Here is a 21042-nt window from a genome sequence, read left to right as displayed (position 1 = left end):
CACCTATTGTTTTCTGAAGTAAAAATGGCGCGTTGGCGGTCTTTATAGGTAGACACCATTTTCGACTCAAAAACTTAGGACTCATGATGAAGCACTTACTCGGATTAGCACCTACCGCACTCCTCCTTTCTTTATGTGCATTGTATTCACCATTTTCACTGGGATTCGATGTGAACAATTACTCCACCTCGTTAAATTACGCACAAGTGGAAACAGTGAAAGCGGTACAAAGTGCAAACCAGAGTTGGTGCTTTTATACGACGGTAAGGCACGATGACCAAAGTTGGGAGCACTATGCCGATGAATGGCAAATCACCGATTTAAATGGCAATGTACTTAGTATTCGCCCTCTCGCACACCCTCATGAGAATGAGCAACCTTTTACCCGTAGCAAGTGTGGTATTCAGCTACCCAAATCTATTGACAAAGTGGTCGTAAGAGCCCGATGCAACGTACATGGTTATGGTGGCAAACCCATTATAGTGGACCTCAACACCGCGAAAGGTGATGGGTATTCCGTGAGTAGGTTGAAGTAAGGATAGCGGTATGTTGAAGCATTTGTATAAACGATATCAAGTCAGTGCAGCCGTTATGCTGTTACCCATCGGGCTAGGAAGCCCCTTTTTATACGCCCAGACGAATCAAATACTGTTGGCTAACGGAAATACAAGTGAGTGGGAAGAAGAAACTTTTTCTGGTCGCACGCGTTATGAAACAACGACATTTGAAGACCAAGACGTTTTAAAAGCGGTGAGTACCGGAACCGCTTCTGGATTGATTCTAAAGAAACAAATCGATCTCCTTCAGACACCTTACGTAAATTGGAGTTGGTTAATTAAGGAGAAGTTACCCAACTTAGATGAACAAACCAAAAATGGCGATGATTATGCGGCTCGAATCTACGTGATCATCGACGGCGGTTTAATGGTTTGGAAAACGCAATCCCTGAATTACGTATGGTCTAGCTCACAAGACATGGGAAAGGTTTGGGACAATGCGTACGTAGGACCAAAAGTCAAAATGGTTGCCGTTCGAGGAAGCGATTCAAACACACATCAATGGTATCAAGAGAAACGCAACGTGTACCAAGATCTCATTACTTACATGGGTGACAAAGGCAGCGATGAGGCAAACCGAAAAGCGTACCAGTACATTGATGCCATCGCTATTATGACTGATACCGACAACAGCCAATCTAAAGCCGAAACCTATTATGGGAAGATAACCTTTAGCGTTAACTAGGCGAGATCAGAAAATTGCAGATAAAACCACCGAGCACAGAATGAATACCGACTATGATCCACTGGTTCAAACTACACCATGATAAAAGCCATCTACTTTGATTTAGGCAATCCCCTTGTTGACCGAAATGCGAATATCGATCAAGTTTGGCGCCATCGCTTTACTATCTGCATTCGCTAAATGAACGGTAGCAACGGCTTTTCATTGCATGCTCCTTCGGGCATTGCTCACGATTTACCGCACTCGTTTGATAGCATGGCTGATCTGATGTCGTGGTTTCCTTATAAAGGCCTAAACCTGTGGTTTAGAACTGAACTCACTATCGCTCTGCGCCTCTAAACGCTCGACTTCTTTGTTGAGTTCTGCAATTTTTTCACTCATGAGCTTATGGCATCTATCCGCCAGTTTTCTTGCATCCGCGAGTTCATAATCTGACACATCAATGGGTTCCAACATCTCGGTAATCACGATGCCGTTATTGATGCGATTCAGCGCAAATTTATTATGAGCATTACTGACGCACATTGGCGTAATTGGGACACCCGCTTCTATTGCGGTACGAAAAGCACCCGTTTTAAACGGCAACAAGCCACGGCCTTTACTTCGGGTTCCTTCAGGGTAAATCCAAACGGACAAATCGCGCTGATGAATGGCTTCCGCGACCTGCTTGATCGTATTACGCGCTTTTGACTTATCTTCACGATTAATCAAAATGTTACCCGTAATCCAGTAGAGCTGGCCAAAGAAAGGAATCCATAACAAATCACGTTTCCCTAATGTTACCGTTCTTGGGCGCAACATACCGGGGGAAGTGACAAAATCAAATATGTTTTGATGGTTAGAAATGTAGACACTGTTGTTTGGTGTTGGCGCATTATCCAAACCGCGCTGAACCAGCTTGATGCCAAAAAGCTTATGAAGCAGATTAAACCAGCGGCAAAAAGTATACACATGTTTGGGGTTTCTAGGCTTAAAGGCACAATATAGACACGCGCACACGGTAATAACAACCAGAAACACCCCAACGAGCAGCAAACGCAGAACAGCAAGCAAAACTCTCTCCTTATCAAACATAGCGGCCAAAATTGCACTCATTCAACTTGTGATACTCAAGCCAACGCAAGATGCTATGTTCGGCGAAAGCGGTTTGAGTATAGGTTTAGAGTTTTCACTCAATTGGATTAAAATGCAACTGCTGTACGAACATCCCTCTTGGTATACTGCTCCTCATGCACCTTAAAAAATCATGCACCCTAATAAACCCCAAAACCCATGTCGCATAAATTCAACAGGCATTCTTAAGCTAATTACGATTATATTAATACTCAACTGATTATTCTCTTGTTTGTATATCCAAACAATATCAATTAACTGCAACTCCACGGATAGGAAACTCGGCTTATGTTAAATAAAACCGTATTTTCGTTGGCAGCAACCGCTCTGCTGACAGCCTGTGGCGGTGGTTCTACAGCAAACACACCCGAACCAAAGCCCACACCAACCGATCAAACCATCACAGTAATCGATGGCTACCTAAGTAACGCCGCAATCTGTGTGGATAGAAATCAAAATGGTCAATGTGATGCGGACGAGCGACTGAGCACAATGACGGATGACTCCGGAAAGATAACCATTGATAAAAACGATCTTGCCTACCCGATAATGGCACAAGTGATTGCTGGTCAAACTCAGGATTCAGACACTCCGGGATACTTGAGCCACTCTTATGAAATGATCGCGAGCGCTGGTGAAAAAACCATCACTCCATTTACTACGCTAGCCAATATCCACAACATGGACATGTCGGCATTGGCGGCAAGTTTACACCTCCCGCTAAGCGCCATGACTGGCGATTATGTCGCCAAAAAAGCGTCGAACAACGAATCCGCCAAAGCCCATTTGTTTGCACGTGCCATCACTCAACAATTTAGTGAACACCTTTCAGATGCAGATGCCAACGAATTACTCACCAAGTCGGGCAAACTGACTGCGGAAATAGCAAAGCTCGTTAATGAAGGCAAAGACCTAGATAGCGTGGATCTGGATTTCGATTCCGACGGCAAAGTAAAAAGAAAAGACAAATTTCAAGGGTTAGCGAAATACCTTGAGTCTGGAAGGTTTTGGGTCACCACACTTAACAACAACGATTACTTACTGCAAACGGCAAGTTTTGCAAAGGGCAAGATGAATGGTTCACTTTTTGGTGCGACAGACAAACCCTATCAAATAACTGGCAAGTCTTTAACGTTCACAGACACCAACACGTCTATGGATTTCTTCTATGTTTCGCCGGAATTTGCGTTGAGTTTTTCCTCCATCAATCATATGCCTATGATTTGGAGTAAGCAGGATTTTGTTTCCGGCGTCGAAGCGAATTTAAAGGCATCGGACTTGATTGGTCAACGCTGGTACCACCTCCGCGATATCATCGACGTCGACCAACACGCCAGGCTCCAATTGATCGAGCTCCACTTTAAAGATGCTCAAACCGTTACAGTCAAGCCTTACAAAGAAGAAGCGTTTGATGCCAGTTGGACGTTTACCGAAGATACGCATGATAACGGTGCCGCTAGGCAAACCGTCGCCCTTTCCTTTACCGATAACGCCCAACACGACAGTTTGAATAGGGAGGGCGCGCTCACACTGGTCACGCAGCTCCAAAGTCAGCACATGATCCTCGTCGACAACACATCAAGCCAGTTAAGGGCTGATAACCTGCTAATAAGAAATAAGAATTTCGCTCGATTTATCTATGAGGAATGGGAAAGGAATACCGCACTGCCCATAGAAGACTTACACGCTTACCTCACAAAAAGGCGAATGTTTATCAATGAATTTCGGAACATGACCGGCACCTTATACCACAACATTTTCTTTCGCGACGGTAACCAACTTTCGACCAATTACTGTGAAGGCGAATCAGGGTGTCAAAATACCCCGTACACATTAACGAACCAAACCTTGGATTTTGACCAATACCAGTTTGAGTTTGTCGATACCAATACGACCTACTTATTAAGCTTTGATAAAAACGATGAACTGGCCATTTGGACAAGTCAACAGTATTGGGAAACATCCAAAAACATCGATGATTCGTTTGTAAAAGGAAACACTTTCTATCATCTTCGTGATACTACGGTACATAGCACAACGCCTGTTTTAACCACGCTTGTGTTTAGCGACAACAACACTGTTACCGTTACGCCTGAGGGTGAAACTGGGTTTACCGCTACATGGACAGTGACAGACTGGAAAGACATTCATCAAAATGAGTACAGGGTGATAGACATTGTTTTTCCAGACGGGGAAACAAGTAGACCAAGTTTACGAAATGAGAACGGCATGAAGCTGGAAATCCTCCTCTCCACGCCTAATTTGGCGCTAACATACAACCATATGAGCACAGCGCTGAATCGTGACGATATGCTCTTCTCCAATGAGGCACTCGCGAGATCGATTTATACTCGTTGGGGAAAATCCTCTCTCTGAGAACATCATCACGTCTAAAGGCTGCGATTTGCAGCCTTTGTCACTTTAACGCCGTGCCATCGGGTGATCTGGGTTCAACTGAAGCAAATCCCAAAGATTACCGTACAAGTCTTCAAATACCGCGACGGTGCCGTAATCTTGTTCGCTGGGCTGCCGTACAAATTGAATGCCCTTTTCTTTCATATCATGAAAGTCTCGCCAAAAGTCATCGGTACGCAAAAACAAAAACACCCTACCGCCAGCTTGGTTTCCAACAAACGGCTTTTGCTCGGGTTTAGAGGCTTTCGCCAGCAATAATGTAACACCTTCAGAACCCGGCGGAGAGACCACTACCCAACGCTTATCTTGCTCTGGTTGGTCGGTATCTTCGATCAATTCAAAATGGAGCTTGTTGACATAAAAGTCGATCGCGTCATCGTAATCATCAACGACGAGGGCAATATGGACGATACTTTGCTTCATGTAACCGATCCTCATATTAAGTGGCTCCATGCTATCAAACCGTTTTCAAGAGCAAAGAGAATATTAGGACTAACCCAAATTCCATTGAGTCATTAACACGCTATTTTGAATCAATTATGAGACTTAACGTGACTCTTCAAAACATAAAGTCACCGCCACAACCAAAAGAAGTTGGCTTTTAAATGCTATTTTTCAATATGTTAACGACCAAAAGGCTCAGGCTATGGCTTTTGAGGTGGTGGTTGTAATTACGCCATTATTGAACAAACATTAATCAAACCTATCTTCTAGAGCTATCTATTTGGTTCTGGTTGCTGCTCCAATGTCTCGAATGCTGGTATGAGAGGGAGGGATCCATGTGCTATATCTTTGCTGGTCAATCACCGGAGAATTACCAATTTGTTTCGCGTTCTGTCCGCTTAGGTGGTCATTCCACAAGCGTAAGGCTTGAGTCCAAGTTCTGGACGGTTATTGATGAAATCGCCGCTATGCAACATATGACAACGGGTCAGTTCCTTTCGCTGCTTTATGATGAAGCCACCGACTTACATGGCGACATTTCCAATTTTGCCTCGCTGCTCCGATGCTCTTGTGTGATGTACCTTTCTCAGCCAGAAGAAGTCCTCAACACCGCCAAACAACAACTTCACGCTCAAGCTCATTGATGACATCTAAGAATAACGTCCTTGCCTTTTCATGCGCCCGCAATCAAAAGACTGAAGGATAAAAATTACATTTTTTTAACATGTGGTAGTATGCTACCACCACCTTCCTGTGGTTCACGTTTATATTGTTAAAAAAATCAACAACAGCAAAGTGAGCCACAAATGACAAAAACCATTCACACCATGATTCGGGTGCTTAACTTGGATCGCTCTATTCAATTTTACTCTTCCGCTCTTGGGTTAGAGCTTGCCGATCAATACGAATTTGATGGGTTTACCTTAACGTATTTGCGCGATCCTAACTCCGGATTTGAAGTCGAGCTCACGCTTAATCACGGGCGGGAATCCCCCTATGAACATGGTGATGCTTATGGTCACTTGGCCGTATGTGTCGACAATATCGAGCACACCCATAACGCGCTGACGGAAATGGGGTTCAACCCCACCCCCATTAAGTCGATGCAACATAACAACAAAACCATGGCGACGTTCTTTTTCTTAACCGATCCCGACGGGTACAAAATTGAATTGTTGCAAAAACACGGTCGATTTCAGTAACGGATGACACAGGAGGTCGTAAGGATGAACGATCAAACTCTAAGTAGAAGAAAGTTTCTAAAGCTCTCTTCGGTTAGTGCGGCAACGGCGCTAACACTCAGTCTTTCTGGCTATTCACTTGCGGGTCAAACATGGCAAATGAAAGTCTCAAACCTCAACGTCGAAGAAGCAAAATTGCTGTTGGCACTCTGTCGGCGCATCTACCCTCATCCCCACCTTGCCGATTTCTTTTACGGTGCGTGTGTGGAAAGCCTCGATGGGCAATTGTCTGGGGACAGCCTCGCTGCCTTTAAACAAGGGTTATCAACGCTCAGCAAGAGCGGATTTACTACGATGTCGGTAACCGCACAAGACGCCATGCTAAACAAGCTCTCCTCTGAACCTTTCTTCCAAACAGTACGAGGCAATATGGTGGTGTCGTTGTACAACAACCCCAAAATTTGGGCGAAGTTCGGTTATGAGGGGCCGTCCTTTGAAAAAGGGGGATATTTGAATCGAGGTTTTGATGACATTGATTGGCTGCCAGATGGAAACAAGGAGGTATCTAATGGCTAAGTTTGAACTGACAGACAACAGCGTTGTGGTGGTGATTGGCTCGGGCGCTGGCGGAGGCACGCTTGCCAATGAGCTCTGCCAAAAAGGCGTGAAAGTGGTGTGTTTGGAAGCAGGCACGCACTTAAATTACGCCACTGATTTCAAAAATGATGAATGGTACATGTTTGGCAAAGAAGCGTGGCTGGATAAAAGAACCACCTCAGGCACGTGGGAAGTGGCACGCGACTTTCCCAACTTGCCCGCTTGGATATGTAAAACCGTTGGCGGCTCAACCCTCCACTGGGCAGGCGCAAGTTTAAGGATCCAAGAACACGAGTTTAAAGCACTGACACACTACGGCGAAGTGAAAGACGCGACCTTACTCGACTGGCCCATCACGCTTGCCGAGCTTGAACCATACTACGACAAAGCCGAAGACAAAATGGGGGTCACACTTACTCACGACATCCCCGGTCTACCCGGTAACAACAATTATAAGGTCATGGAAGCAGGCGCCCGTAAACTCGGCTATAAGCGAGTGCACACCGGCAGAATGGCGATTAACTCTCAACCTCGCGATGGTCGCCCGGCTTGTCAGCAGCTCGGATTTTGTTTTCAAGGCTGTCGAATGTCGGCGAAATGGTCGACGTTGTATACAGAAATCCCTAAAGCCGAAGCCACTGGCAATTTTGAACTGCGCTCAAGCAGCACCGTACTGAAAATCACCCATAACGATAAAGGGCTCGTCGATGGCGTGCTTTATGTCGATAAGGACGGCAATCAACAGCATCAAAAAGCCAGAGTGGTCTGCGTTGCAGGTAACTCCATTGAAAGCCCGAGGCTATTGCTTAACTCCGCTTCAACCATGTTCCCAGATGGGTTAGCCAACAGTTCTGGCGAAGTGGGCCGAAACTACATGCGCCATATGACGGGGTCGGTTTACGCTGAATTCAGCAAACCCGTCAACATGTATCGAGGCACCACCATGGCAGGGATCATCCAAGATGAATCGATTCACGACCCAAGCCGAGGGTTTGTAGGCGGATTTGAGATGGAAACGCTTTCTCTCGGTTTGCCCTTTATGGCTGCCTTCCTTAAACCTGGCGCGTGGGGTACCGATTTTGCCAACTCAATGGAACAATATGAACATATGGCGGGCATGTGGTTAGTGGGTGAAGATATGCCACGCTCCTCGAATCGTGTCACACTGAATTCCGATGAATTGGATGCCAATGGTTTACCCATCCCCAACGTGCATTACGACGATCACCCCAATGACGTGGCGATGCGAGATTACGCCTACGAAAAAGGCGAACAGGTGTATGAAGCCGTCGGGGCAATCAAAACCCATCGCGTGGTCCCTTACCCTTCCACTCACAACTTAGGGACAAATCGAATGAGTGAGAACCCTAAAGATGGCGTCGTCAATCGTTGGGGGCAAACTCACGACATTAAGAATCTATTCGTGTCAGATGGTAGCCAGTTCACGACAGGCGCGGCTGAAAACCCCACACTAACCATCGTGGCGCTGGCCATAAGGCAAGCGGATTACATTGCCGAGCAATTGGCAACTCGGGCTCTGTAACATCCGACACGCACTCTTAGGTTTTTGTTTTTGGATCATATAGAAGTTTTTGGATCATATAGAAAAAAGGACAAGGAGGACAAGGAGGACAAGGAGGACAAGGAGGACAAGGAGGACAAGGAGGATAAAGATAAAACTTTCGATTTCTCTATATGCAACAACCTATTCGATGCAACAACAACCTATTCGGCTCTCCCCCACACCGCAGTACGATACTGCGGTGTATTTTTACTGCCGCCCATGTCGCCATTCTCGTGTTGGTCAAATGTAACTTTTATCACACCTAACGTTTTCGAAACGTCTGACTCGGGCTTTCACCAAAACGCGCTTTGTATTCCGCACTGAACCTGCCCATATGAGAAAAACCCCATCTCATTGCAACCGATGTGACACTGGTTGCTTCGCAGGTGAGCAAGTCATTTCGCACATGATCTAACCTTAAGTTTCGCAAGTATTGCATTGGCGTGGTGCCAACGAAATCTTTAAATCCACCGTAAAGGCTCCGAATGCTGATCCCGCACACCTGAGCAAGCAGCTCCACTGAAATAGGCTCGTGGGCATGAGCTTCCATATACTCTTGAGCACGCTTAATGTGGCGAGGACGAATAGAGGTGCGCTGGGTCACTTTCTCTCCACTTTGTGAATGCTTGTGATTTAAAAACAGAGTGGTCGCCGTAAGTTGATTTAACTGGCTGGTGATCAGTTTGTTTTCTCGGAGTGCCGGATCCGAATTGGCGTAAAAATCGAGTAAGTAAGACAGCAAACAATACCATGCAGGGCAATCTTGCCACCTAAAGCCGACATCGAAACGTATGGGTTCATCGATATCATGCCCCAAAATACCGATGGCGGTTCTTTCCATTAACGAACGGGATATCCGCACCATAAATTGATCGTTGTCGTAGTCCCAAACCATGTCGGTTTGAACTTCAGGGTTCAGCACGGATGCCGTACTTTCGGTAGATTCAATTTTCTCTGAACCATTTGTCACGCAAGCATGACCATGGATTGGGATCTGAATGCAGTAATAATCTTTTATCGTAGGGATATGGATGGAAACACTCGACCCATACTTTAAACGATACAAAGCGATATCACCCAAAGGCATGTAATGCATACTGGCATCAAGCCTGCCACTATTGTTGATCACGTTAAGCTCATGAGGTGTCATAACACGCCCGACACTGGCTTTGGCTTCATCAACGTCGCTTGAGCTAAACAACAGATGGCTAGATTCGTCTAATCTCTGGCGAAACGCACGAACACTAAAACGAGGAGACTCAGTAGCGTACTTCATTTTTGCTCTCCATCTTTTATTGATGCTTACTCAGAACATTCCTATGCACAACGTCACTCACATACGAGCGATACTCATATCGAGTTGCACTATAGGCCTCCTCTTCAGAAAGCGGCTTCCATTGCATTGAGTTTTTCTGCGGCGAGTTTGGCGTGAAACATCGGTTCCATATTAAACCACAAACAACCATTAACATATTCTTAACATGTTACCTAATGCGGACAGCGCCTGTTAGCCGTATCTTGCTCAAACTATCCGCATAGTGCAGTTTTCGGTCACTCTCGTATTTTCTGATTTCTGCTTTGCCCGTATCCCCGCCTTGTCTGTATCCGCGCCTTGTCCGTTTTGACAGTGAGACGCCTCGCTTGGAGCACCCACAAGTGCGTTTTATTGCATACTTATATCCACTTTTTGCCAAGACTATCCTAGCCCTGCAACAACCTCCGTTTTCTCTCTCATAGTTGCATTGTTCCGGTTATATCACTGGCTAATACTAAAACCCGTAAAAATGAGTTCTAGGATAGGCAATGAATGAGCCAAAGGCAGACGCCATCATTATTGGGAGCGGCATAAACAGTTTAGTGTGCGCCATTTTTCTGCAGTCAAAAGGCTGGACAGTCCACATCATAGAACAAGGTGATACCGTGGGCGGCGCGGTCAAATCCGGTGAATATACGCTGGATGGTTTTCGACACGATTGGGCAGCAATGAACCTTTCACTTTTTGCAGGTTCTCCCTTTTTTCAACAATTTGGTGAACAACTTAAAGAGCATGGCTTGGAACTGGTTGCGGCGCATCACTGCTTTGCTAGTGTCTTTCCTGACGGTCACTGGCTAGGTATCAGCCAAGACCCACAAAAGAACGCCAACAGAATCCATGCCTATTCGGACAAAGACGAAGCAAGCTGGAATCGGCTCACCAAGCAGTTTTCCGCGCAAGCCCCCCTTATTCTGCCTTTTTTACAATCCCCTTTTAAGCTCGCTCCGTTATTCAAACACACATGGCAACTTTACCGTAAGGAAGGTCAACAGGGCATGGTTGACCTTTTTCGTTTGGTTGTCAGCTCACCAAGAGAATGGCTGGATACCCATTTTGAATCGGAACACGTAAAAGCCACCCTCGCGGCTTGGGGCATGCACCTTGATTTCGCACCAGACATCGCGGGCGGGGCTATTTTTCCTTTTCTTGAATCGTTCGCTAACCAAGCCTTTGGGATGGTCATAGGAAAAGGCGGGGCTGATACCATTACTCGTGCCATGGTGAGCCTTATTGAGTCACAAGGTGGCACATTAGAATATGGCACGCGCGTTTCAAGAGTCATGACATCGCAAGGCAAAGCCATTGGCGTAGAAAAAGAAGACGGCAGCGTGCGGGGTGCGAATAAAGCCGTGATCGCCAATGTTTCCCCATCGGGGCTTCAGCGTTTGGTTGCGAACGAAAGCCCCCTAGAATCATTAAAATGCTACGACGCCTTTCGGCATGCGCCAGGCACCATGATGATTCATGTCGCCTTGGATAAATTACCCAACTGGACGGCATCCCAAACCTTAAAAGAATTCGCTTATGTGCACATTGCCCCGTCAATGGATCACATGGCACGAACCTATCAACAAGCTATGGCCGGTGTGCTGCCAGAGCATCCCGTTATTGTTGTGGGGCAACCGACGGCGATTGACCCGAGCCGTGCACCCAGAGAAAAACATACGCTGTGGATTCAGGTTCGAATGCTCCCTTCCAACGTGCTTGTCGACTCCATTACAAGCGAACCGACCAAAAATTGGCAAAATCTCGCTGCGCCATATTGCCAACATATATTGAACATCATCGAGCAATACGCACCGGGATTCCAAGAAAGCATTCTCTCCAAGCGCGTTGTATCCCCTGCCGATTTGGAAGCCGATAACCCAAATTTAGTGGGTGGCGATCAATTGTGTGGCAGCCACCACCTCAATCAAAATTTTGGATTCCGACCAAGCTTTGGCAAATCCGATGGTTCGACGCCGATACCCGGTCTTTACCACACAGGTGCCGCTGTTTGGCCCGGAGCCGGAACGGGCGCGGGTTCTGGGTATTTGCTTGCCCAAAAGCTGGCGAAGTAAACGAATTTGTATAAGTAACGTTACACCTTGGACATAAACAACACACGAAGTACACAGCACCCGTGGAATAAACGCGAGCTCAATCATTGAAAACACTAGGAGTGTAAAATGAAAATATGGAAGTTGATCAATAGGATAGCTGGCATGCTAATGATTATGTACTTAGCGCTTATCCCCTCTTTTTCCGTGCAGGCGAAACCGATAGAGGAGTTGGTGATTGCCTCTAATGTAAACTTACCCAGTTGGGATCCAACAACCGGTCCATCCTCTGTAAACCCGACCATTCAAGGGATATATCAATCGGTATTTGACCAGTTTATTGCGCAAAATCCGGATCTGAGCCAATCTCCGGGTTTAGTCACAAAATGGGGCTGGCTAGACAACAAAACCAAAATTTACCTTACGATTCGACGTGGTGTGCAATGGCATGACGGCACACCATTAACACCAGAAGACGTGGTGTGGTCTTTGCAGCGTGCCGCCGATGAAAGCAGTGGTAACCCCATTCAATTTATTTGGTCTACTCTTGGCAATTTTCAAATAGAAGGTAACACCATCACCGCAGATGTGGTTCGATTTGAGCCCACCATCTTCAAGTGGATGAGTTTTCTCACCGGATATGTATTGCCAAAACACTACATTGAAAAAGTGGGTCAAAAGGGATTCGAAGCTAACCCAATCGGCACCGGTCCTTACATGGTGGACAAATTCGAGCGCAACGCCTACATCCGTTTAAAAGCCAACCCAAACTACTGGGGCGGCAAGCCAGAATTCGAATTCGTCACCATTAAGTTTGTCACCGACGCGTCCGCGCGAGTGGCCGAGGTCGAGTCTGGTAATGCTCACGTGACACTTGAAATCCCATACGAAGAGTACAATCGCTTAACACGCAAGGGGAAACTAAAAGGCATCGCTTCCCCAGTATCGGATATAGGGATGATTTTCTTTAATGATATTGACGCAATGAAAGACCCTAACGTTCGCAAAGCAGCGGTTTATGCCGTCAACAAATCTGCCATTGTGGAACGATTACTAAAAGGCTACGGCATTGCTATCGATACCTTACAAACCTCACTCTACAGTGCCTACAACGAAGACATACAAACGCCCTACGACCCTGAAAAAGCCATCGAACTGCTTGCAAAATCCGGCTATTCAAAAACCAACCCCGTGACGTTTACGATTCAAACGACCAAGGGATTCAAACCTAAAGACTATGAAATCATCCAAGCCATCGTTGGGTTGTGGCGCAAAGTTGGCATCAATGCAGAAATTGAAGTGTATGAAGTGGCAAAGCATTACGAATTGCGCGCCGCAGACAAACTGGCTCCTGCTGCTTTTTATAACTGGGGGAACTCAATTGGCGACCCTACTACCTCTACCGGATTCGCCATGTTTGGTCCTTCACCTCACTCCGTTTGGGATGGCGACGATCTCACCGCAATGATAGCACCACTTTGGGGCGAGAAAGATGAGGAGAAACGCATCGAAGGATGGAAGCAAGTGGACAAAAAGATTGCCGAAGACGCGCTGGTACTGCCCCTTTTCCAATACGTACAGCCCATCGTATATGACCCCAGAGTTGCGGTTGTTCCTCATGCTTCTGGGGCGCTGCTTCCGTATTTAATGAAGCGTAATTAAGACCCGCTTATAAGATAGGGAGAAGAGGCCTTCGTGCCTCTATAACCATATGAATTTTCGGACACTATTATTAAAACTTGGTGCCATACTCATCACCTTGTTTGGGGCTGCGATCGTTGTATTTTTTGTCATACGCGTTGTACCTGGCAACCCGATTGCAATGATGTTGCCGCCTGGAGCAAGTGAACAGGATATTGCGCGGCTGACTGCGATGTATGGTTTGGATAAATCCATATTCGAACAATTTATTATTTGGATGTCAGGTGTAACCAAGGGGGATTTTGGTACCTCCATCACAACCCGCCAACCTGTGCTTGAATTGGTGCTCGGCAGGCTGCCTGCCACGCTTGAACTGTCGGTTATGGCATTAATTTTCGCCGTTTTACTTGGCGGTGCTTTGGCCCTATCGGGCACGTTATGGCGAGGCACGAAAATCGAATCCACCATTGATGTGACGAATGGCGTGGCACTCTCCGTTCCCGATTTCTTATGGGGCTTGCTTTTGATCCTCCTCTTCGGTGTGCTTTGGCCCTTGTTCCATATTTCTGGTCGAATTACCCCTTCTATGGACACCGATTTCTACACCTCATTTCTTTTGCTGGAAAGCATAGTCACATTGCGTTGGGCTGCGTTTTCCGACTTGTTTTCCCATATGTTTATGCCTGCTCTCGCATTGGCGATCCCTCTTGCCGCCATCATTGCTCAGTTGCTCAAACAATCGTTGAAAGAAACCATGCACCTCGACTACATCACTCTGGCTCGAACACGGGGCTACAGTGAAGCTTATGTCATCATTCGTGAAGCCTTACCCAATGCCCTACTACCAACTTTGGCGCTGGTGGGTGTGCAGTTTACTTTTCTCATTGGCGGCACCGTGATTGTCGAACGGCTTTTCTCTTACGAAGGGCTCGGGAATCTCGCCATTGACGCCGTCATCAACCGAGATCTCCCCCTTATCCAAGGGATTGTCATCCTGTTTGCCTTGATCTTCACACTGGTCAATTTTGTTGTGGATTTGACTTACTCACTACTGAACCCGAGGTTACGACATGCTTGATGGACGAAGTAAAGTACAGCTTAAAGCTGGGCTCAGGTTGTGGCTATCGAGCGGTTGGTTATTGCTGTTAGTCTTCACCGCTTTGTTTGCCCCCTTTATTAGCCCACACAACCCTTTAGAACAGGACTTATTTACCTCGCAACTTCCACCAGCATGGTTGCCAAACGGTGAACAGGGATACTGGCTGGGCTCTGATTCATTAGGGCGAGATGTCTTGTCCCGAATTATTTACGGCACGCAAGTCTCCCTTACCATCGCCATAATCGCTGGTCTTCTCACTTGTGTTATCGGGTCGCTTCTTGGGCTGGTTGCGGGTTACTACCGAGGTTGGGCAGATGCCATTATTTCACATGCAACAGACATATGGATGTCGTTTCCACCGGTGTTGTTTGCCATTTTGCTGATTGCTGTCATCGGCACAGGAGTAGGTTCCGTTATCGTTGCCATTGTGGTGATTGACTGGACGCGCTTTGCACGCGTGGTAAGGGCGGAAACCTTAAATCAATGCTCGATGGATTACGTCTTATCCGCTCGCGTCGCCGCAAGACCGAAATTCAATACCTTGATCAAGGAAATCTTACCGAACCTTCTCCCCGCCATCAGTGTGCTGTTGACATTGGAAATGGGCATCGCGGTCATTGTAGAAGCGATTCTCAGCTTTGTGAATTTGTCTTTATCTTCCGACTTCCCGACTTGGGGCGGCATGATTTCAGAGGGGCGTTCGGCCATTCATCAGACATGGTGGGTGTTGGTGTTCCCTTTAATTGTGCTGTTCTTAACGGTGTTGAGCTTTAGCCAGCTCGGCGAAGGTTTAAAAGAAAGGTTGGATCCGGTGCTACGATGAATACTTACTTAAAGATAGAGAACTTGTGTGCCGTACTGCCCGATTCAACTCCCGTTCTGCGTAACGTCTCCTTTACGGTGGAAAAAGGACAAGTGCATGGCTTAGTGGGCGAAAGCGGCGCGGGGAAAAGCATGATTGGTCGGGCGATTTTCGGCACGCTGCCAAGGGCGGTGTCGGTCAATCAAGGCAACATTGTATTGGATGGAAAATCGCTGCACGATTTTACTCCGAAAGCTCGAAGGCACTGGATTGGGCAGAACACGGCACTCATTCCTCAAGATCCATTAACGGCACTCAACCCTTCAAAGCGCATTGGTAGGCAAATAACAGGGCGATTAGTCGATATTCTTGGTTGGTCAAAACGACAGGCGCAAATGAGAGCTATAGCATTACTTGAAGAAGTCGGCATTCCTCACCCCGATAGAGTAATGAAAAGCTACCCTCATGAATTGTCTGGAGGCATGAGGCAACGCGTATTGATTGCCGCAGCTTTCGCGGCACAGCCCAAACTCATTGTTGCCGATGAACCCACGACGGCACTGGATGTAACGGTTCAAAAGCAAATACTGCGTTTAATTAAGGAGATGCAACGCCACCATGACACCACGATTCTGTTTGTGACCCACGACCTCGGTGTGGTCGCGAAAGTATGCCAATCGTTGTCGGTGCTTTACGGTGGGAAAGTCCTCGAAAGTTCTTTGGTTAAAGACTTCTTTGCTGCACCTACACACCCTTATTCCAAAGCACTGCTCGACGCAACACCAAAATACACCCGCCCAGATCAGAGCTTAAAACCCGTGCCAGAGAGCGTGATTCAGTTAACAAAACTGGAAGTCATTAAAGGCAGTAAGGAAGACCGCTATGGCTCGTAATCTGTATGAAATTCGGGACTTGAGGGTCAGTTACCCTGATATGGCAAACAAACCATTATTTGGACGCGCTCCACGCATCGACATCATTAAAGGGGTCAGTTTCAATATTCATGAAGGGGAGATTTTAGGCATTGTGGGGGGGTCTGGTTCAGGAAAATCGACGCTTGGTCGTGCCATGCTGCGCCTATTGAACAGCGATTCTGGCAGCATTCGATACCATGGTGAAGACATCACGCACTGGTCTGAAGTCGAGTTACGAACGTTACGTCAGCAATTCCAAATGATTTTTCAAGATCCCATGTCGTCACTTAACCCAAGGCACAAAGTGTCCACCATTATTGGGGGACCACTGAAATTGCATGGTTTTGACCAAGTAGAGAGACGCATCGAGAGTGCGTTGGACATGGTTGGATTACCCACCTCATTCAAATTCAGATACCCCCATGAACTTTCAGGTGGGCAAAGGCAAAGAGTGGGCATTGCGCGGGCGATTGCTCTGGAACCCAAGTTTGTTCTCGCGGATGAAATTTTGTCTGGGTTGGACGTGTCTTCGCAAGCGCAAGTATTGGCGTTGTTAGAAACATTGAGAGAAGAGTTGAACTTCACCATGGCATTTGTCAGCCACGACTTGTCTGTTGTACGTCGGCTGTGCGACAGAACCATGGTGTTAAAGTATGGTGAAATCATTGAGCTTGCCGACAGCGCTTCGCTCTTTTCTTCCCCGCAAACGGCGTACACAAAAGAGCTGTTGGATGCGATTCCCCTGCCTGAATTGGAGCCAGATTGGTTAGACAGGCAAGTTTAACGTGATGAAATTGTGTATAGGGAGCAATAGACAAGCCTATCGTTCTATCGCTTCCAATACCGCGATTGTCAGTATGAAATGTGTAGACACCTACGTTAACACTTGCCTTTTTTGGCTTGACCCGGAGGACAAAATTTCCCGTTGGATTCATTGCTGTCTTTCGTGCCCACTTTCACTTCGACATCGTCGATTTCCCCTTCTACACGTGTTAACTGACATCCTGATAAAAAAGATAAAGTAAACAACGCAATTACAAACAATTTCATATATTGAGCCTTTTATGTTGATGTAAGACGCCCGATGATAACAAAGAACAAAAAAACAACACAGTAGAGAAACAAGACAGCAGAGAAACAACACAGTAAAGAAACAACCCGCTCCTTTTCATCAAAGCGGGTTTAGATTATCTCTAACCAATCCTGAACATAGAAGTTAATTGAATGCCATTGTTTGCTGGATGGGAAAGCTCAATAGAAGGATTCAACTCACCATCATTTTGGCCGCCATCACGAACAACAACACAGCAAAGATTTTCTTGATGGTTGAAACGGGCAAATGATGAGTCGCTTTCGCGCCGAGAGGGGCCGTAAACCAAGAAGTGCAGACAATACCGAATAACGCAGGCAAATAAACAAACCCAGCAAACCCATCTTCCAAGGCAAAATGAGCGCTCCCTGAACTGATATACCCAATTGATCCAAAGAGTGCGATGACAATTCCGCAGGCAGAGGCACAGCCGATCGCTTTTTTCATATCCAGCGAAAAGAACGTTAATAAGGGCACCAAAAGAGCCCCGCCACCAATGCCGATCATGGCAGACAACCCACCCGTCACTGTCGTAAACATCGTCAATACGCTTTTCCCAGGCATTTGGCGATCGGAGGGCGTGTTATTTTTGCTGCTTAGCAACATCTTCAACGCAATCAGTGTCACACTCACCGCAAACACAAAACGAACAACCTGTTCTGGTAACAACGATGCCATAAAGCCACTGATCAGTGCCCCCAGAGCCACCCCTGTCATTATCCAAGGCGCTAGATTCCATGGCACATTACCATTTTTATGGTGAGCAAGGGCTGAAGACGTTGAAGTGAATAATATTGACGCCAATGAGGTTGCAATCGAAGCAACAACCACCTGATCAGAGGATAAAACATCAAACTGAAGCAAAATAATACTCAGTATTGGAACAATCACTAGCCCACCGCCAATGCCCAATAACCCAGCCAAAAATCCAACACCACTGCCTAGTAACGCGCAGTATAAAATCAACAACAACAATTCACTCACTCAGTTCACCTTATAATATAATTAGGAGCTATTTTACTGCAAAATGCAGCCATTTCGCCTCAAGCTAATTAATATAACTGACACCTATTTAAATTTCCAAACAGAATGGAACATGAATGTTTTTCATGTTGACTTTGAAATAAATGCATTGTTATTAATGAGTCGAAGCACGTATAAAACACTCTCTACTCTAATTTATAGAAATATTATCGTAGATTTCTTAATAGAACTTTTCGATATAAATAATAAAAACTGTGAAAACAACTCTTTCGAAATAATAAATAAACCATAGAAAGAGTAAGGAATATATTCAGCTTTCATCTCAGGAAAATAGGTTAACAGATCAACATGAATAACGATTTTACTTTTACTATAAATAGCATTCGTCTAGATGAAAACTATCATCCATCTGACAGTACGCGTATCACGACCAACTTTGCTAATTTGGCTAGGGGCGAGAGCCGCCAAGAAAACCTACGCAACGCCTTAAAGATGATTGACAACAGTTTTAATGCCCTAGCACATTGGGATAACCCAAAAGGTGATCGTTATTCTGTCGAGTTAGAGATCATTTCTGTCGATATGGATATTGAAGGTCAAGGTCAGGCTTTCCCTTCCATTGAAGTATTGAAAACGAACATTGTTGATCATAATACCAACGAGCGTATTGAAGGCATTGTAGGGAATAATTTCTCCTCTTATGTGCGAGATTATGACTTTAGCGTATTATTGCTAGACCACAATAAAGATCAGCCTAAATTTAGTATTCCTACTGATTTTGGCGAACTGCATGGAAAGCTCTTTAAATATTTCGTCAATTCGACTGTTTACAAAGAGAACTTTAAGAAGCGGCCTGTCATTTGCCTTAGCGTTTCAGACAACAAAACTTATCATCGGACTGAAAACCAACATCCTGTTCTGGGCTTCGAATATCAGCCAAATGAATCGTCTTTGACTGAGCAATACTTCCAAAAAATGGGGCTACAGGTTCGCTACTTTATGCCACCCAACAGTGTTGCACCTTTGGCATTTTATTTCTTTGGCGATCTCCTTAATGATTACACCAATCTCGAGCTGATTAGCACAATCAGCACGATGGAAACCTTCCAAAAGATTTACCGACCTGAAATTTACAATGCAAATGCTGTTGCAGGAAATTGCTACCAGCCAAGCTTAAAGAACCAAGACCACTCACTCACTCAAATTGTTTATGATCGTGAAGAACGCAGTAAGTTGGCTGTTGAGCAAGGAAAGTTCGCTGAAGAGCACTTCATCAAACCTTACCAGACCGTTCTAGAACAGTGGTCTGCTAATTACGCTCTTTAATTCAACCTAATAGACAGCAGCATTTATTATGAAAAAATTATTACCGACTTCCACTTCAGGGAGTTTGCCTAAACCTTCTTGGCTCGCTCAACCGGAGACACTTTGGTCTCCTTGGAAACTGGAAGGCGAAGCACTAATTGATGGTAAACACGATGCTCTACGTGTGTCATTGCAGGAGCAACAGCAAGCCGGTATCGATATTGTCAGTGATGGTGAGCAAACACGCCAACATTTCGTGACCACATTTATTGAACACCTGAGTGGTGTTGATTTCGAGAAACGCGAAACCGTCAAAATTCGTGATCGTTATGATGCGAGTGTCCCGACCGTTGTTGGTCCTGTTTCTCGCCCGAAGTCTGTGTTTGTTGAAGACGCTAAGTTTTTACGCCAACAAACAAAGCAGCCAATAAAGTGGGCTCTGCCTGGTCCTATGACGATGATAGACACACTTTATGACGCCCACTATCAGAGTCGCGAAAAGCTTGCATGGGAATTTGCAAAAATCCTCAACCAAGAAGCGAAAGAGCTAGAAGCCGCTGGTGTGGATATCATCCAATTTGATGAACCTGCCTTTAACGTGTTTTTTGATGAAGTGAACGATTGGGGAATCGCGACATTAGAAAGAGCGATCGAAGGGCTTAAATGTGAAACCGCTGTCCATATTTGTTATGGCTATGGCATCAAAGCCAATACCGATTGGAAAAAAACGTTGGGTTCCGAGTGGCGACAATATGAAGAAGTGTTTCCTAAACTTCAGAAATCAAACATTGATATTATCTCACTAGAATGCCACAACTCACGTGTACCTATTGAGTTACTTGGACTCATCCGCGGTAAAAAGGTGATGGTGGGTGCCATTGATGTGGCAACCAATGATATTGAGACGCCGGAAGAAGTGGCAAATACGCTAAGAAAAGCGCTGGCGTTTGTGGATGCCGACAAGCTCTACCCGTGCACCAACTGTGGCATGGCTCCTCTATCGCGTGAGGTTGCAAGAGGTAAGCTCAATGCCTTAAGTGCAGGTGCTGAGATTGTTCGGAGAGAACTCTCCGCTTAACACATACGGTCATTACAATATAACCAAATGCTCAAAGCACTTTCATTCATGGCTTTGAGCATTCTCCTCTGTTGATTCATTCCATATAGAACATTCACTCCATATAAAGCATTCACCCCAAGACACACGTTAAGCTCAGTCCATCCTTTAGACTATTTATGTTCACCTTTACTGCTAAGAACTCTGCTGGACCTAAAGATAGCTGGACCTAAAGTTATC

Annotated in this window: 20 protein-coding genes; 15 read left to right on the top strand and 5 right to left on the bottom strand. The window is 45.9% G+C overall.

The annotated features are described in order from the left end of the window. Positions 1-83: 83 nt before the first annotated feature. A complete protein-coding gene (locus HC752_RS09580; protein WP_238930476.1) occupies positions 84-536 on the top strand; it encodes a hypothetical protein in 453 nt (150 codons plus the stop codon). Between the two features lie 10 nt (positions 537-546). Next, positions 547-1242 carry a DUF3047 domain-containing protein gene (locus tag HC752_RS09575; protein WP_238930475.1) on the top strand — a complete coding sequence of 232 codons (696 nt, stop codon included), beginning with the start codon at positions 547-549 and terminating at the stop codon, positions 1240-1242. A gap of 291 nt (positions 1243-1533) precedes the next feature. Here the strand turns inward: HC752_RS09575 and HC752_RS09570 are convergent, their stop codons facing one another. Continuing rightward, entirely contained in the window at positions 1534-2295 is a 762-nt protein-coding gene (locus HC752_RS09570) for a 1-acylglycerol-3-phosphate O-acyltransferase (RefSeq protein ID WP_190334913.1), read from the bottom strand. Positions 2296-2643: 348 nt separating this feature from the next. Here HC752_RS09570 and HC752_RS09565 point away from each other — a divergent pair, with 348 nt between their 5' ends. After that, positions 2644-4731 carry a hypothetical protein gene (locus HC752_RS09565; protein WP_190334912.1) on the top strand — a complete coding sequence of 696 codons (2088 nt, stop codon included), beginning with the start codon at positions 2644-2646 and terminating at the stop codon, positions 4729-4731. A 45-nt stretch (positions 4732-4776) separates the two neighbouring features. On the opposite strand, the gene HC752_RS09560 is transcribed toward HC752_RS09565, so the two are convergent. Next, positions 4777-5193, bottom strand: coding sequence for a VOC family protein (locus HC752_RS09560; protein ID WP_190334911.1), 417 nt, complete (start codon positions 5191-5193; stop codon positions 4777-4779). A gap of 356 nt (positions 5194-5549) precedes the next feature. On the opposite strand from HC752_RS09560, the gene HC752_RS09555 reads away from it, so the two are divergent. The 4 genes from HC752_RS09555 (at position 5550) to HC752_RS09540 (ending at position 8535) form a co-directional block, all read left to right on the top strand. Beyond that, positions 5550-5858 carry a ribbon-helix-helix domain-containing protein gene (locus HC752_RS09555; RefSeq protein ID WP_190334910.1) on the top strand — a complete coding sequence of 103 codons (309 nt, stop codon included), beginning with the start codon at positions 5550-5552 and terminating at the stop codon, positions 5856-5858. Positions 5859-6020: 162 nt separating this feature from the next. Next, positions 6021-6416, top strand: coding sequence for a VOC family protein (locus tag HC752_RS09550; RefSeq protein ID WP_190334909.1), 396 nt, complete (start codon positions 6021-6023; stop codon positions 6414-6416). Positions 6417-6440: 24 nt separating this feature from the next. Further along, positions 6441-6971 carry a twin-arginine translocation signal domain-containing protein gene (locus HC752_RS09545; RefSeq protein ID WP_190334908.1) on the top strand — a complete coding sequence of 177 codons (531 nt, stop codon included), beginning with the start codon at positions 6441-6443 and terminating at the stop codon, positions 6969-6971. Continuing rightward, positions 6964-8535, top strand: a complete 1572-nt coding sequence (locus tag HC752_RS09540; RefSeq protein WP_190334907.1) for a GMC family oxidoreductase — start codon at positions 6964-6966, stop codon at positions 8533-8535. Before HC752_RS09545 ends, HC752_RS09540 begins: the two co-directional genes overlap by 8 nt. A 283-nt stretch (positions 8536-8818) precedes the next feature. Here HC752_RS09540 and HC752_RS09535 read toward each other — a convergent pair whose 3' ends face one another. Beyond that, positions 8819-9832 (bottom strand): AraC family transcriptional regulator, encoded by a 1014-nt coding sequence (locus HC752_RS09535; RefSeq protein ID WP_190334906.1) that lies wholly within the window; start codon positions 9830-9832, stop codon positions 8819-8821. A 527-nt stretch (positions 9833-10359) separates the two neighbouring features. Between HC752_RS09535 and HC752_RS09530 the strand changes: the two genes are divergently transcribed. From HC752_RS09530 to HC752_RS09505, 6 genes are all read left to right on the top strand, one after another. Continuing rightward, entirely contained in the window at positions 10360-11931 is a 1572-nt protein-coding gene (locus HC752_RS09530; protein WP_190334905.1) for a phytoene desaturase family protein, read from the top strand. Between the two features lie 108 nt (positions 11932-12039). Further along, on the top strand, positions 12040-13572 hold the full coding sequence (locus HC752_RS09525; protein WP_238930474.1) for an ABC transporter substrate-binding protein: 1533 nt from the start codon (positions 12040-12042) through the stop codon (positions 13570-13572). A 49-nt stretch (positions 13573-13621) separates the two neighbouring features. Further along, positions 13622-14629: an ABC transporter permease gene (locus tag HC752_RS09520; protein WP_190334904.1), complete on the top strand. Its 1008-nt coding sequence runs from the start codon at positions 13622-13624 to the stop codon at positions 14627-14629. Beyond that, positions 14622-15473 carry an ABC transporter permease gene (locus HC752_RS09515; protein ID WP_190334903.1) on the top strand — a complete coding sequence of 284 codons (852 nt, stop codon included), beginning with the start codon at positions 14622-14624 and terminating at the stop codon, positions 15471-15473. Before HC752_RS09520 ends, HC752_RS09515 begins: the two co-directional genes overlap by 8 nt. Continuing rightward, positions 15470-16345, top strand: coding sequence for an ABC transporter ATP-binding protein (locus HC752_RS09510; RefSeq protein WP_190334902.1), 876 nt, complete (start codon positions 15470-15472; stop codon positions 16343-16345). Before HC752_RS09515 ends, HC752_RS09510 begins: the two co-directional genes overlap by 4 nt. Further along, on the top strand, positions 16335-17150 hold the full coding sequence (locus tag HC752_RS09505; protein WP_190334901.1) for an ABC transporter ATP-binding protein: 816 nt from the start codon (positions 16335-16337) through the stop codon (positions 17148-17150). Before HC752_RS09510 ends, HC752_RS09505 begins: the two co-directional genes overlap by 11 nt. Positions 17151-17245: 95 nt before the next feature. On the opposite strand, the gene HC752_RS09500 is transcribed toward HC752_RS09505, so the two are convergent. Both HC752_RS09500 and HC752_RS09495 read right to left on the bottom strand, forming a co-directional pair. Further along, positions 17246-17416 carry a hypothetical protein gene (locus HC752_RS09500; RefSeq protein ID WP_190334900.1) on the bottom strand — a complete coding sequence of 57 codons (171 nt, stop codon included), beginning with the start codon at positions 17414-17416 and terminating at the stop codon, positions 17246-17248. A gap of 214 nt (positions 17417-17630) precedes the next feature. Then, a complete protein-coding gene (locus HC752_RS09495) occupies positions 17631-18440 on the bottom strand; it encodes a TSUP family transporter (protein ID WP_190334899.1) in 810 nt (269 codons plus the stop codon). A gap of 348 nt (positions 18441-18788) precedes the next feature. Here HC752_RS09495 and HC752_RS09490 point away from each other — a divergent pair, with 348 nt between their 5' ends. Both HC752_RS09490 and HC752_RS09485 read left to right on the top strand, forming a co-directional pair. Then, complete coding sequence (locus HC752_RS09490) at positions 18789-19766, top strand: DUF1852 domain-containing protein (protein WP_190334898.1); 978 nt, start codon at positions 18789-18791, stop codon at positions 19764-19766. A gap of 28 nt (positions 19767-19794) precedes the next feature. Then, positions 19795-20823, top strand: a complete 1029-nt coding sequence (locus HC752_RS09485; RefSeq protein ID WP_190334897.1) for a methionine synthase — start codon at positions 19795-19797, stop codon at positions 20821-20823. Positions 20824-21042 lie beyond the last annotated feature (219 nt).

The sequence above is a fragment of the Vibrio sp. S9_S30 genome (assembly GCF_014694455.1).
Classification (GTDB): Bacteria; Pseudomonadota; Gammaproteobacteria; order Enterobacterales; family Vibrionaceae; genus Vibrio.
The sequence above is the reverse complement of the archived record's forward strand: the minus strand, read 5'-3'. Positions and strand labels throughout refer to the sequence as shown.